We start from the raw sequence: 13,565 nt of genomic DNA, 5'->3' as shown, positions 1-13,565 counted from the left end.
TCCCTCGTCCTCGGTATGGCGACATGAACGACCAGCGAGGAGCGTGAACGGTGAATCAGACCACTGATACCTCAGATGCGACAAATCGGGATGGCGAAGTCTATCCCAAGGCGGTGGTGGACCCGGCTCTGGCTAAGGTGAAGCCCAATCCTTCCTTCCCTGATATGGAGGAGTCCGTTCTGGACTACTGGGATCAGGACGACACCTTCAACAAATCGGTGGATCGCCGTCCATCTGGCGATCATGCCGACAACGAGTTCGTCTTCTTCGATGGTCCGCCCTTCGCCAACGGCCTGCCCCACTATGGGCACCTGCTGACAGGCTACGTCAAGGATGTCGTTCCACGCTATCAGACCATGAAGGGTCACAAGGTCAATCGGGTCTTCGGCTGGGACACCCACGGTCTGCCCGCCGAGTTGGAGGCCCAGCGCGAGCTCGGCATCGACAGCGTGGATCAGATTGAGCAGATGGGCATCGAGAAGTTCAATGACGCCTGCCGCGCATCGGTGCTCAAGTACACCAGCGAGTGGAAGGATTACGTCCATCGTCAGGCCCGCTGGGTGGACTTCGATCACGGATACAAGACCCTGGATGTTTCCTACATGGAGTCGGTCATGTGGGCTTTCAAGACCCTCTACGAGAAGGGCCTGGCTTATAAGGGGCACCGGGTGCTGCCCTACTGCTGGAAGGATCGAACACCGCTGTCCAACCACGAGCTGCGCATGGATGCCGATGTCTACCAGGACCGGCAGGACACCACCGTCTCCGTGGCCGTCAAGCTTAGGGACGAGGACGCCTATGCGGTCTTCTGGACTACTACTCCCTGGACCGTCCCTACCAACCTGGCCATCGTGGTCGGCGCAGGCATCGAGTACTCGGAAGTCAGCCCGGTGTCTGGGCCATTCGCCGGCAAGCGCTTCTACATCGCCACGGCCCGCTTGGGCGATTACGCCAAGCAGCTGGGGGAGGACTACCAGGTGGTCCGCACCCTCAAGGGGTCCCAGATGGAGGGCTGGCGGTACTGGCCGGTCTTTCCCTACTTTGCCGGAGAGCAGGCCGAATCAGAGGGTGGCACCCCCGGCCCCAATGCCTATACCATCTACATGGCTGACTACGTCGACACTGTGGAGGGCACCGGCCTGGTCCACCAGGCTCCCTATGGCGAGGATGATATGAACACCCTGAACGCCAAGGGCATCCGCAGCGTGGACGTCCTCGATGCCGGGGCCGTTTTCATCGAGCAGTGCCCCGACTACCAAGGCATGCAGGCCTTCGATGCCAACATGCCCATTATTCGCAACCTGCGCGCAGGGGACGGCCCCCTGGCCCGGATCCCCGCCGAGCACCGGGCCATCCTCTTCCAGGAGAAGAGCTACGTCCACTCCTACCCCCACTGCTGGCGTTGTGGCACTCCGCTGATCTACAAGCCGGTCTCCAGCTGGTTCGTCTCCGTAACCAAGATCAAGGACCGCCTTCTGGAACTCAACCAGCAGATCAACTGGATCCCCGAGAATGTCAAGGACGGCCAGTTCGGCAAGTGGCTGGCCAATGCCCGTGACTGGTCCATCTCCCGCAATAGGTTCTGGGGCTCGCCCATCCCGGTCTGGGTTTCTGACGATCCCAAGTATCCTCGGGTGGATGTTTACGGGTCACTGGAGGAGCTCAAGCAGGACTTCGGCCGCTACCCGACCGACGAAAAGGGGCAGATCAACATGCACCGGCCCTGGATCGATCAGCTGACCAGGCCCAACCCTGACGATCCGACCGGCAAGTCCACCATGCACAGGATCACTGATGTGCTGGACTGCTGGTTCGAGTCAGGCTCCATGCCCTTCGCCCAATTCCACTACCCCTTCGAGAACAAGCAGTATTTCGAGGACCGGGATCCCTGTGATTTTGTGGTCGAGTACATCGGTCAGACCCGCGGCTGGTTCTACACCATGCACATCATGTCCACGGCCCTCTTCGATAAGCCGGCCTTCAAGAACGTGATCTGCCATGGCATCGTCCTGGGCTCCGACGGCCAGAAGATGAGCAAGCACCTACGCAACTATCCGGATGTGAATGAGGTTTTCGACGAGTACGGATCCGATGCCATGCGCTGGTTCCTGATGAGCTCGTCCATCCTGCGCGGCGGCAACCTGGTCGTCACCGCCGAGGGCATCCGTGACACGGTCCGTCAGGTTATGCTGCCGGTCTGGAGCTCCTACTACTTCTACACGCTCTACGCCAACGCGGTCAATATGGGAGCCGGCTACCAGGCCCAGGCGCTGACACCGGACTGGGTGGCGAGTCTGCCGGAGATGGACCGCTTCCTGCTGGCGCGGACCCGCCGGCTGATCCGGTCGGTGCAGAAGGCCCTGGACGACTTCGCCGTCTCGGATGCCTGCGATGCGGTGACCGACTTCATCGATGTACTGACCAACTGGTACATTCGCAACAATCGCGACCGTTTCTGGAGTGAGGACCACCAGGCTTTCGACACCCTTTATACGGTCCTGGAGGCCTTCGCCCGCGTTCTGGCCCCTCTGGCGCCCATGGAAGCCGAGCAGATCTGGCGTGGTCTGACCGGTGGGGAGTCGGTCCATCTGGCCGACTGGCCCTTCCTGGCCGATGAGTCCACCGGACAAGAGACCGAACTGGGGCAGGTCCTGCGTGATGATCCTGCCCTGGTAGCTGCCATGGAGAAGGTTCGCGAGGTGGTTTCGGCCACCCTGGCCCTGCGCAAGGCCGAGCAGATCCGCGTCCGCCAGCCGTTGTCCCGGTTGACCGTGGTGGTTCGCGACCCCGATGCGGCCCGTTCTTACGTGGACGTGCTCAAGTCGGAGCTGAACATCAAGAATGTGGAATTCTGCACCCTGGACCAGGCCGGCCAGCATGGCCTGCGAATCATCCACGATCTCAAGGTCAACGCCCGTGCGGCTGGGCCTCGGCTGGGCAAGCAGGTTCAGTTCGTCATCAAGGCTTCCAAGCAGGGCGACTGGTCCGAGCAGGACGGGCACGTGGTCGTCGCTACCCCCGACGGATCGGTGGCCCTGAAGCCAGGCGAATACGAGCTGGACAACCGGATCGAGCAGGAGGATGGCTCCCAGGCCGACAGATCGGCCTCTGCAGCCCTGCCCACCGGTGGCTTCGTCATTCTCGACACACAGCTGGACGACGACCTCCTGGCCGAGGGCTATGCCCGAGATCTGATCCGCCAGGTTCAGGATGCCCGGAAGACTGCCGGTTTGGACATTGCTGATCGAATCCGGCTGACCCTGACCTTGCCCGGGGAGGATGCCCCCAAGGCCCAGCAGTTCAGCGACCTGATCGCTCGCGAGACCCTGGCCACCAATCTGACCGTCAATGTTGGCGATCTGGACCAGCCGCAGGTCGACCTGGTCAAGGCCTGATCCTAGTTGCACAAAGGGGTTCCATCCTGCATCAGATGGAAACCCTTTGTGATGCGTCCTGCCGGGCGTGATACCCGGCTGCCGATCAGCCCTTGACCTTGTCGCTGACCTGGTCCAGGGTCTGCATATCCTGGTCGCTCAGTTCCAGATGGGCGGCGGCCAGAAGGGCCGGCAACTGTTCCGGAGTGCGTGCAGAAGCGATGGGGGCTGCGATTCCAGGCCTGTGGTTGAGCCAGGCCAGGGCTACGGTGGCCAGTTCAACATCGTGGGCCTTGGCGATGCCGTCCATGGCGGCGACCACATTCAGCCCCTCCTGGGTGAAGAAGTCCTTGACCATGCCCTCGCGCTGCTTGCCCTTGAGGTCGTCCATGGTACGGTACTTGCCCGTCAAGAAGCCCGAAGCCAGCGAGAAGTAGGGGAAGACCGCCAGATTCTCGTCCCTGGCGACCTGCATGAGGCCATCCTCATAGGTCCTGCGGTAGACCAGATTGTACTGGGGCTCCAAGGCCACCGGCAGGGTCAGGCCCTCCTGGCGCGCTATCCTGAACCATTCGCGGATCCGGTCAGGTGTGTAGTTGGACAGGCCGATGGTCCGGACCTTGCCCTCCTTGACCAGCTTGTCGAAGGCTGCCGCGGTCTCCTCCAAGGGGGTGGAGCTGTCGTCGAAGTGGGCGTAGTAGAGGTCGATCACATCCAGGCCCAGCCTGAGCAGGGAGGCATCGGCAGCGGCCTCGATGTTCTTGGCTGAAAGACCAGAGTACTGGGGGTGTTGGCTGACCTTGGTGGCCACCAGGACCTTGTTGCGGTTGCCGTTCTTGGCCAGCCAGCGGCCCAGGACGATCTCGGATTCGCCGCCGGAGTGGCCGGGGGCCCAGGCCGAGTAGACGTCAGCTGTGTCGATCAGGTTGCCTCCGGCTTCTGTGTAGGCGTCCAGGACCTGATCAGACTCTGATTCGTCACTGGTCCATCCGAAGGTGTTGCCGCCCAGAACCAGGGGGAAGATTTCGGTGTCGATGCCGCGTAGTTTTGCCATATTCATCCTTTCGGGTTGAAGCCTTGTCAGGCCGAGTCTATTACCGTTCCAGGCGCCAGAACGGATTATTTAGATGTGTGCCTCATGTATAGTGATGGAGGGGAGGCCGGAATGGTGCGGTTTTCAGGTCCGACATCCAAGGGTTTTAAGCTCGAAGGAGAACACTCATGCATTTAGACATTGCCATTGCGGTCGCCGTGTTGGTCCTGGCGCTGATCATCTTCCTCTCGGGAATCTTCGTGGTGCCCCAGCAGCAGGCGGACATCATTGAGCGCTTTGGCAAGTACCACCGGGTGGCGCAGGCGGGCATCCACGCCAAAATTCCCCTGGTGGACCGGATAGCCACCAAGACCAACCTGCGCGTCAACCAGCTGAACGTCAAGCTGGAGACTAAGACCAAGGATAATGTCTTCGTCACCGTGGAGGTCTCCGCACAGTTCCGGGTAGAGGCGGCCAACGTGGTTACGGCCTACTATGAGCTGGTCGACCCGGCAGGCCAGCTGCGCTCCTACATGGAGGATGCCCTCAGATCGGCCATTCCCGCCCTGAGCCTGGATGACGCCTTCGCCCGCAAGGATGACATCGCCTCCGATGTGCAGCAGACTGTTGGCCAGGAGATGCAGCGCTTCGGATTTTCGGTTATCAAGACCCTGGTCACCGCCATCGACCCCTCCGCCCAGGTCAAACAGGCCATGGACTCCATCAATGCGGCCCAGCGCGAAAAGGAGGCTACCCGTGAACGTGCCGAGGCCCACCGTATCGAGATCGAGACGCAGGCCAGGGCGGATGCCGAGAAGACCAGAATGCAGGGCGAGGGCCAAGCCAACTACCGGCGGGAGATCGCCAATGGCATTGTGGACCAGATCAACAGTCTGCGGGCCGTGGGCATGGATATTGATGCCGTCAACAATGTGGTGCTCTTCAACCAGTATCTCGATGTTATGCGCTCGCTGGCCGAGTCTGACAATGGCAAGACCCTGGTCCTGCCCGCGGCGACCCCTGGTGGCTATAACGAGCTCTTTAACCAGATGACCGCAGCGCTGATGACCGCCCAGAGCAGTCAGGGAAGTGCGGATCCCAGCCACGACCGCAAGAGTGCGGACGCAGAGAGCGGATCTGGAACGCCAGTTCTGTAAGTTCTTCTAAAAAGATTTGAACAAAACAACAGCAACAACCCCCCCCGTATGGTAGGTCCGGCGGGGGTGGGGGGGGGGTCAGCTTTTCAAGAAGTCGGCTATGGCCTCGGCGGCTCGATAGCCCTTGTCGTACATGGCGTTGAGCCCCTTGAGCGACTTGCTCAGCGTGGTCAGCCCACACAGGCTGTCCGGGGCCAGGATGAGCGCCTGGCCCTCCTTTTCGGCTTGCTTGGCCAGAGCCACCTCGTCGTTGTAGGTGCGGTAGCGCTCCATTAGGCGCTCGCCGGCCGCCGGATAGGTCCTCGACAGGATTCGGGCCGGCAGGACATCCTTCTTCTGCTCACGCAGAATGTCCCTCTGGCGTGTCAGGACAAGGACGATGCGTTCATAGCCCTCGTCCATGGCCTTGCGGATCGGGACCGGGTCAGCGATACCGCCGTCCAGATAGGGCACGCCATCGAGCATGTATGGCTTATTGGCCACCGGCACGCTGGATGAGGCCTTGAGTATGTCATAGTTGTCCTGGGCCAGGTCGGACTTGTCAAAGTAGGCGGTGGATCCGTCAGTGGCCTTGCAGGCCACTACGGTGAACAGGGCCGGGTTGGCCTTCAAAGCCTGATAATCCAGCGGGTATTCTCCGTCATGGGCCGACAGTTTGCCATAGACGTAGTCCAAGTCGACAAAGGCGTGCTTGGTCAGGAAGTTGCTCACGCTTGCGTACTCCTTACGCGAGGAGTAGACGGTGTAGAAGCGGTAGCAGCGTCTGAGCTGGCCCGACAGGAAAGAGGCCAGATTGGCGCTGCCGGCCGAGATCCCATAGCAGTGGTCGAAGGCGATGCCCTGCTCCATGCAGCGGTCGAAGACGCCGGCGCCGAAGATGGACCGGTAACCGCCGCCTACGTCAATGACGGCTGTTCTTTTGCGTGCCATGGGCACCTCGATTCCTGACAGGTATCCTCCCTTGATGACAGCTTATGCGTGAACGTTGGACAAGCCGTTCAGGGGCGGCATGAGGCCAGTAGCCGCTTGGACAGATCCAGCATGGCTGGCGAGGGATCAGAGTTGGCGATCTCTACTCTGCCGGGGCCGGGGTCCGGGTTGAGGGCATCGGCTTGGGCCAGCAGATCCTTGAGGTGGCGGGCCGTTCCCGGGTTGCCGTCAATCAGTGCCAGGCCTGGCGGGCAGATGCGGGCGATGGACTTGCGGAAGAAGACGAAGTGGGTGCAGCCCAGGACCAGTGCATCCAGGTTCTGCAGATCGTAGGGGTCCAAGTAACGGTGCAGAGTGGCGTCGACCAGGGTCTGGTCATTTAGCCTGTCAGACTCCACAATGGTCACCAGGTCTGGGCAGGGCTGGGTAAGGATGGTGTGCCTGCCGGAGAACCGTGCCATCAGGCGCGAGAACTTGGCCTCTTTCAAGGTCAGCGGGGTGGCAGTGACCAGAACCCGCTGAGGTCGGCCTCCGCTGCGCGTACAAGCCAGTTTCAAGGCCGGCTCCATGCCGATGACAGGGACCGGATAGCGCTTGCGCATCTGATCAACGCAGACGCTGGTGGCGGTGTTGCAGGCGATGACCATGGCCTTGACGCTCTGGTCCATGAACCGGTCGCCGATGACCTGGCAGCGCTTGGCAATCCGGTCCGGCTCCTTGGTGCCGTAGGGGGCGTAGGCGGAATCTCCGAAGTAGAGCAGACTTTCTTGGGGCAGAAGGTTCTGAATGGCTGCGGTGACGCTCAGACCGCCGAGCCCGGAGTCGAAGATCCCGATCGGTGCATCTGATGCCATGTGATCTGCTCCTTTCGCAGCCGAAGAACCAGCCTAGCCTGTCGCCGAAGGGCCGTACCCTACAAGCATGAGTATTCCCCGGACTGTTTACAAAATGCAAGCCACCGGCAACGATTTCGTGGTCTACGCCGATCCCCGGGGGGATCTGGAACCTACGGCCGACCAGGTGCGATGGCTGTGTGACCGGCATTTCGGGGTCGGAGCCGACGGGGTGATTCGGCTGACCCACCCGGCCGATGTCAGCGACTTGGACCAGGCGCAGGTGGATGCTTGTGACCGTTTCGGCTGTCAGTGGTTCATGGACTACCGCAACGCGGACGGATCACTGGCGCAGATGTGCGGCAACGGGACGCGGGCTATCACCCTCTTCGCTCAGAAGCAGGGGCTGACGCCAACTATGGAGGGGTCCTCCTTCCTGCTGGGGACCCGAGCCGGGGTCAAGCGGATTGTCTCGTGCAGTCCGATGAAGTGCGATGGCGAGCATGTGTTCATGGTCAAGGTCGGGGCCTGGCGGATGGGGCCGGTGGGGCAACAGCTGATTGACGGCGGCGCCCTAGGAGGCTCGGCTCCTGGCACCATGGTGGATATGGGCAATCCCCACGCAGTCGTTCTGACGGCAGTCGCTGCCGAGTTGGAGGCCAGCGGGTTGCCGGGGACCGTGGCCGACCTGCTGGCCAGGACCGATCTGCCTGATCCGGGCGATCTGGACCTGTCGGCCCCGCCGCGAGTCAGGCCGGGGCTTGCCGAGGGGCAGAATGTGGAATTCCTGCGTCTGGATGCCCTGGATGCCGACAATGGCAGCGGTCGGGCCACCATGAGGGTTTATGAGCGAGGCGTGGGCGAGACCCTGTCCTGCGGGACGGGCCTATGCGCCAGCGGCGTGCTGCTGCGAGCCCTGACTGGAGTCGATCATTGGACCATCCATGTGGGTGGGGGCTGTCTGAAGGTGGATGTGGATCCGCAGGATGTGTGGCTGACCGGACCGGCCAGAATGGTCGCCCGTCTGACCCTGGAGCACGTGCCAGGTTGCTGATCAGCCGAAGAGGGCAGAGCCTTCCACAGCCAAGACGATGGTTGCCAAGGCGACCAGCCAGATCAGATCGACCATCAGATCGAAGTGCCGCTGGTAGTAGATCTGCAGCCATCCCGACCTCTTGCGCGGAAGACCCTGCTGGGTCACCGTGGCGTGGCTGAAAGCCATGAATTGCAGGCTGGTGGCGAAGGTCATGACCAGGCACCAAGGGCATAGGGCGTGGATGACGAAGAGCGACTGGGTGAACAGCCAGAGCGCATAGGCCAGAGCGGCGAGCGAGGCCAGCCAGGTCCCTGCTGCCAGCAGCGCGGGCATCTTGATCCGGCAAAGGCCCACAACGGCCAGCGTCAGAAAGACGGATTCAGCGATCAGTCCAAGGAAGGCATTGGGAACCGGCAGGGTGCCCAGACGAAACAGCTCGGCCTGGGGTGAGTGGGCCACGGCTGAGCAGGAGACCGCTGAGTTGATGTCACAGCTGAGCTGGCCCTGGGGGTGACGTGCCAGCTGTAGGGTTTCCGCTGACAGAACCAGGCTGGCGTAGAGGGTTGCAAGTGAGGCCAGGGCGGCAATCAGATAGCTGGAAGGGGCTGAAGAGGTCGATTCACTCATGGGGTCCATCACCTCAATGGCTGGGGAGGTTCTCTGGGACAGGAACGCGTTCACGAGTTTAGGATGGAGGCATGACGCATGAGGATACTGCCACGGTTTCCGGGTGGGATCTGCACTGCCACACCGTGTTCTCGGACGGCACCGTGACGCCCAGGGGGATGGTCGAGCAGGCGCAGCAGCTGGGTCTGGAAGGTTTGGCCATCACCGACCATGACACCAATGCGGGCTGGGATCAGGCCCGTCAGGCTGCCCAAAACTTGGGGATGCCACTGTTGCCGGGCACTGAAATCACCGCGCAGGATGGTCGTGTCTCGGTTCACATGCTGGCCTACCTCTATGATCCGGAGGATCCGGTCATCGCCAGGCTCTTTGCCAAGACCAGGGAGGCCAGGCTGGCTAGAACCAGGACCATGGTCGAGCAGATTTCCCGAGATTATCCGATCACCTGGCAAAATGTGCTGGACCAGGTCAAGGAGGGATCGAAGACAACGGTGGGCCGTCCGCATATTGCCGACGCTCTGGTAAAGGCCGGTGTCTATGCCGACCGCAGCCAGGCCTTCGCCGGGGTCTGCTCCTCCAGAAGCGCCTACTACCTCCCCACGCCCTCGCCGACCACCCACCAGGTGCTGGCAGCCGTTAACGATGCGGGGGGCGTTTTGGTCATTGCTCACCCGGGTGCGGTCAGCCGCAATCCCGTCCTGCTTTCCGACCAGCAGATCGCCGCGCTGGCCAGAAAGGGCCTGGGAGGCTTGGAGGTCTGGCACCGGGACAATCCGCCCGAGCAGCGTCGACGGCTGTTGGCTCTGGCTCAGCGCTGGGGGTTGCTGGTGACCGGCGGATCGGACTGGCACGGCCAAGGCAAACCCAATCACATGGGGGAGAACAGCACCAGTGACGAGGTGGTGGCCCGAATCGTGGACAGGGCCCGGGGGAGCCATCCGGTGGCCTGGAAGGGTTAACGGATACGAATCGGGGGCGGTCGGACCACAAGGATCCTGCCGCCCCCGTCGGGCGATTACAGCCTCAGTCGGAGGAGCCTCCCAGAACGCCGAAGCCCACAGGATGGGTGGTGTCGGAACCAACCACTGCGTAGCCTAGCGACTCCTTGGGAACGATGATGTGCCGACCCTTGTCGTCCACCAAATCGATGGGTCCGCCCTCGTTCAGTGCCTGGGCGATGTGGGCAGCCACCTCGTCCGCCTTGGCGTTGGTGCTGAAGCTGACCGTGCGGGCCACATTTTTGATGCCGAATTCGATATCCATCGTTACCTCCAAGGTTTTTCTCCGTCGCCCAGACCTGCCGGTCCACGGATCTTCCGGTCTCATTATTCGCTGACCCTGGTGATTACGCTCTAAGCGTCCCCGTGGGGCTCCTTCTGGGGAGAGCTCGTCTCTGGCGGCGATGCCGATGCTTGTCCGTCTGTGGTGAGTGTGGGGGTCTGCTCGGGCAGAGGTTTTCTGGGAAGGACGATGGTCTCTGTCTGATCGTTTGCAAGAGCCTGAGTTGACGAAGCATCATGCGGCTGGGAAACGGCGTCTCCTGAATCAGCGGCGTTCGAGGGCTGGTCATCTCCGGACGAGTGGCTTATTGCAGCCTGCGAATCCGCTTCGCCATCTGCATCCCCGTCGCTGGGGGCTGGGTTCCCGATGCCGCGGAAGTGATCGCTCAGGCCTGAGTCTTCGTCTTGGGCAGCAGGAGCAACAGCTGGCTGCTTGCGTTGGTCGTCCCTGCCAAGATCTGTGCTCTGGTCCTGCCCAATGGGCTTATTCCTGACATCGGAGTGCCCCATGGCGGTCTGGGCCACAGCCAGATCAGCCATTTCCGCCCTGTTGATGGCGATGGTGGCTGAGCTTTCATCGGACGCTTCTGTCGGGGCGGGGTCCGGTTCTGGTGTCGGATTCTCCTGCAGCTCGGCTGCAGAGGGGGCTTCAGCATTATCGTCGCCCAGCAGGGTGCCTACGGTGATGGTGGAGGGTGCACCGGCAGGTGACGGACTTGGCGTCTGCTCCTGGCGACGGGTGCGCTGGACCTGCTCATGATCGCCCAGCTGCTGGGCCAGGCGCTCAACCTGGGCTTTGAATTGGATGATCCGTTCGTTGTCCGCATGATCCAGGGCGGTGATGAAGTCGCCCACTTGCTCCATCTGCAGCCAGAGGTTGGCTCGGAGCATGATCAGATCGTCCAGCCGAGCCCCCATCATCCTGCCGTAGGCTGCAATGACTGCATTGCGGCGGGATCCGTCCAGCTTGGCGAAGATCCAGGCCAGATCACGGGCAGGATCGTTGACCTGCATATCCTGCCAGCCGTAGAGTCCGCTCAGCCCGGAGCCTGCATAGAGCAGGTCTCCATCGGAGAAGCCTCCGTGCACGGTGCAGGTTTCAAAGGACCAGAGTCCGTCGGTCGCCACGATGGAGGCCCAGGAATCGGTGATTTCCTTGGGCACGTGGCCATCCATGCGCAGCCGCTTGATCCATCCCCGCAGTTGGGCTGCGATTTGAGCGGTGGAGAAGACCGGATATCCGTGGGTTTTCAGAAAATCAGGACGCACCCGGTGGATGGCGCCGATGGCGGTGCCTGCGGCGGTGCATTCGTTCAAGGTCAGCAGATGAAGGGGACGGATTCGGCCTGGGCAGTGGGTCATGACGGCAACAGCGGTGGTGCCGGTCGGACTATCGGCCCTCTCCCCGGGCTGGTAGGCCAATATGCGCTCGACCCGGAAGCCCATGGCCGCTATCTCTTTGGCATCGGCCAGGGCCTGAGCCGCCTTGACCCGAGCGGCCAGCCGACGTTTGCCGGCCTCCGAGCTGGTGGCCCAGACGTCGTAGACGTTGCCGGTTGCATCCTGGACCACGGCGCAGTCCACGCCCTGTGTACGGTCCAGGCTGCTGAGCTGGTCGCAGTCCCGCGCACCGGTCATGGGCACCTCGGGCATGGTGGCCGATGCCAGGGCGGCCAGGGTCAGCTTCGTTCGTTCACTCACACCCTCAAGGATAATACAAGGACTGTTGTGGATACGGTTGCCCACTAGACCACATGGGCACGCCGCCGCCGGTTCCGGTACCGGCCTTTGACACAATGGGGGTGTGCATGAGGATGAGGAACGATTGCTGGAGGGTCTGGATCCAGCCCAGCGGCAGGCGGCTAGCGTGCTTGACGGGCCTGTGCGGATTGTCGCGGGGGCCGGGGCTGGCAAGACCAGGACCATCACCCGGCGGATGGCCTATGCCTGTGCCAGCGGCAGCTGGGAGCCCTCCAGAACCTTGGCAGTTACCTTTTCGGTCCGTGCCGCAGCCGAGATGCGTGATCGTCTGACCAAGCTTGGCGTGTCGGCCTCCCTGCAGGCGGCGACCTTCCATTCGGCGGCCCTGCAGCAGCTCAGACGGGTCTGGCCCCAGGTCAGCGGGACCTACCCTCCCGATCTGATTGAGGATGTGGGTCCTCTGGTGTCCTCCTCCTACCAGAGGGTCTGCGGGCAGGAGGCCGACCCGGGCCAGGTCAGGGACCTGACGGCGGAGATCAATTGGGCCAAGGTGGGGCTGATTGCCCCTCAGGACTACGTTCGTGTCTGCGCGGCCAGTCACCGTCTGCCGCCGGCCGGTCTGGAGGCCGATCGAATGGCCGACCTGTACACGGTCTTCGAGAGCTCCAAGGCCGCCCACAATCAGATGGACTTCAATGATATCCTCCTGCTGGTCTGCCACATATTGGAGGAAGACGGCCAGGCTGCTGCAGATATTCGAGACCGAATCGGCTGGCTGACCGTGGACGAATACCAGGATGTCTCGCCCCTGCAGCACCGGCTGCTCAAGCTCTGGCTCAACGGCAGGCAGAACCTCTGTGTGGTGGGGGACCCAGCCCAGACCATCTACTCCTTTGCTGGAGCCACTTCCTACTATCTGCTGAACTTCCCCCAGGAATTCCCCGGCATTAAGGCAGATTTGGATCTGTCCACCGATTACCGGTCCACGGGTAGGGTAGTCCATTACGCCAACGGCATTCTGGCGCGCTCGCCGGTGCGTGACGACTATCTGAAGCTGGCCTCGGCCCGTCAGGCGGGCAGCAGGGTCGCGATGACACGTTATGAGGACGATGGCGATGAGGCTGGAGCCGTGGCCTCCCGCATATCCTCCATGATTCGGAAGGGGGCGCGGCCCGGCCAGTTTGCAATCCTGACCCGGATCAATGCCCAGCAGACCCTGATCTGCCGTGCCCTGCACGAACGCGGAATCGGCTATCGGGTGCGTACCGAGTCGGGCTGGCAGAACCAGTCGGTCGATCTGAGCAGGCAGGAAGTACTGGAACAGCTTGAGGGTGGCATGGGCCAAGGGAGGGTCACGGTCTCCACTATTCACGCTGCCAAGGGATTGGAGTTCGCTCATGTCTTCATTGTTGGCTGCGCCGAGGGGCTGATTCCCTTTGGCTCGCCGCCGGAAGGAGATGCCCTGGAGGAGGAGCGCCGCCTCATGTACGTAGGGGTGACCCGAGCAGAGGACACCCTGCATCTTTCCTACGCGGAGCACAAGGATGGCAGCGCCTTCGTCCGACGCACCCCCAGCCGGTTCATTCACCGCTGA

11 protein-coding genes are annotated in these 13,565 nt (G+C 62.1%); 5 read left to right on the top strand and 6 right to left on the bottom strand.

Annotated elements, in window-relative coordinates; translation table 11 throughout:
- The first annotated feature begins 50 nt into the window (after window positions 1-50).
- Window positions 51-3,395, top strand: coding sequence for a mupirocin-resistant isoleucine--tRNA ligase (ileS, locus tag J3T92_RS07100; RefSeq protein WP_267400736.1), 3,345 nt, complete (start codon window positions 51-53; stop codon window positions 3,393-3,395).
- Between the two features lie 85 nt (window positions 3,396-3,480).
- Here the strand turns inward: ileS and J3T92_RS07095 are convergent, their stop codons facing one another.
- A complete protein-coding gene (locus tag J3T92_RS07095) occupies window positions 3,481-4,428 on the bottom strand; it encodes an aldo/keto reductase (RefSeq protein ID WP_267400735.1) in 948 nt (315 codons plus the stop codon).
- Window positions 4,429-4,595: 167 nt separating this feature from the next.
- Between J3T92_RS07095 and J3T92_RS07090 the strand changes: the two genes are divergently transcribed.
- Window positions 4,596-5,564 (top strand): SPFH domain-containing protein, encoded by a 969-nt coding sequence (locus J3T92_RS07090; RefSeq protein WP_267400734.1) that lies wholly within the window; start codon window positions 4,596-4,598, stop codon window positions 5,562-5,564.
- A 78-nt stretch (window positions 5,565-5,642) separates the two neighbouring features.
- Here J3T92_RS07090 and J3T92_RS07085 read toward each other — a convergent pair whose 3' ends face one another.
- Window positions 5,643-6,494 carry a patatin-like phospholipase family protein gene (locus tag J3T92_RS07085; RefSeq protein WP_267400733.1) on the bottom strand — a complete coding sequence of 284 codons (852 nt, stop codon included), beginning with the start codon at window positions 6,492-6,494 and terminating at the stop codon, window positions 5,643-5,645.
- A gap of 68 nt (window positions 6,495-6,562) precedes the next feature.
- Entirely contained in the window at window positions 6,563-7,348 is a 786-nt protein-coding gene (gene murI / locus J3T92_RS07080; RefSeq protein WP_267400732.1) for a glutamate racemase, read from the bottom strand.
- 67 nt (window positions 7,349-7,415) lie between these two features.
- Here murI and dapF point away from each other — a divergent pair, with 67 nt between their 5' ends.
- A complete protein-coding gene (gene dapF / locus J3T92_RS07075; protein ID WP_220237016.1) occupies window positions 7,416-8,381 on the top strand; it encodes a diaminopimelate epimerase in 966 nt (321 codons plus the stop codon).
- Here dapF and J3T92_RS07070 read toward each other — a convergent pair whose 3' ends face one another.
- Window positions 8,382-8,990: a vitamin K epoxide reductase family protein gene (locus J3T92_RS07070; RefSeq protein WP_267400731.1), complete on the bottom strand. Its 609-nt coding sequence runs from the start codon at window positions 8,988-8,990 to the stop codon at window positions 8,382-8,384.
- Window positions 8,991-9,061: 71 nt separating this feature from the next.
- On the opposite strand from J3T92_RS07070, the gene J3T92_RS07065 reads away from it, so the two are divergent.
- The gene (locus J3T92_RS07065; protein WP_267400730.1) at window positions 9,062-9,949 is read left to right on the top strand and encodes a PHP domain-containing protein; all 888 of its coding nucleotides are present in this window, start codon (window positions 9,062-9,064) and stop codon (window positions 9,947-9,949) included.
- Between the two features lie 64 nt (window positions 9,950-10,013).
- Here the strand turns inward: J3T92_RS07065 and J3T92_RS07060 are convergent, their stop codons facing one another.
- Together J3T92_RS07060 and J3T92_RS07055 are read right to left on the bottom strand one after the other, a co-directional pair.
- Window positions 10,014-10,253 (bottom strand): DUF3107 domain-containing protein, encoded by a 240-nt coding sequence (locus J3T92_RS07060; RefSeq protein ID WP_220237019.1) that lies wholly within the window; start codon window positions 10,251-10,253, stop codon window positions 10,014-10,016.
- An 89-nt stretch (window positions 10,254-10,342) separates the two neighbouring features.
- Complete coding sequence (locus J3T92_RS07055) at window positions 10,343-11,971, bottom strand: phosphotransferase (RefSeq protein ID WP_416378866.1); 1,629 nt, start codon at window positions 11,969-11,971, stop codon at window positions 10,343-10,345.
- 103 nt (window positions 11,972-12,074) lie between these two features.
- Between J3T92_RS07055 and J3T92_RS07050 the strand changes: the two genes are divergently transcribed.
- Complete coding sequence (locus tag J3T92_RS07050; RefSeq protein WP_267400729.1) at window positions 12,075-13,565, top strand: ATP-dependent helicase; 1,491 nt, start codon at window positions 12,075-12,077, stop codon at window positions 13,563-13,565.

It is taken from the genome of Bifidobacterium sp. B4081 (assembly GCF_026537335.1).
Lineage (GTDB): Bacteria > Actinomycetota > Actinomycetes > Actinomycetales > Bifidobacteriaceae > Bombiscardovia.
The sequence above is the reverse complement of the archived record's forward strand: the minus strand, read 5'-3'. Positions and strand labels throughout refer to the sequence as shown.

Bases quoted from the DNA above. Each gene is read 5' to 3' on its own strand.
- J3T92_RS07095 (WP_267400735.1), bottom strand. From the start codon at position 4,428: ATGGCAAAACTACGCGGCATCGACACCGAAATCTTCCCCCTGGTTCTG.
- J3T92_RS07090 (WP_267400734.1), top strand. From the start codon at position 4,596: ATGCATTTAGACATTGCCATTGCGGTCGCCGTGTTGGTCCTGGCGCTG.
- J3T92_RS07085 (WP_267400733.1), bottom strand. From the start codon at position 6,494: ATGGCACGCAAAAGAACAGCCGTCATTGACGTAGGCGGCGGTTACCGG.
- murI (WP_267400732.1), bottom strand. From the start codon at position 7,348: ATGGCATCAGATGCACCGATCGGGATCTTCGACTCCGGGCTCGGCGGT.
- dapF (WP_220237016.1), top strand. From the start codon at position 7,416: ATGAGTATTCCCCGGACTGTTTACAAAATGCAAGCCACCGGCAACGAT.
- J3T92_RS07070 (WP_267400731.1), bottom strand. From the start codon at position 8,990: ATGAGTGAATCGACCTCTTCAGCCCCTTCCAGCTATCTGATTGCCGCC.
- J3T92_RS07065 (WP_267400730.1), top strand. From the start codon at position 9,062: ATGACGCATGAGGATACTGCCACGGTTTCCGGGTGGGATCTGCACTGC.
- J3T92_RS07060 (WP_220237019.1), bottom strand. From the start codon at position 10,253: ATGGATATCGAATTCGGCATCAAAAATGTGGCCCGCACGGTCAGCTTC.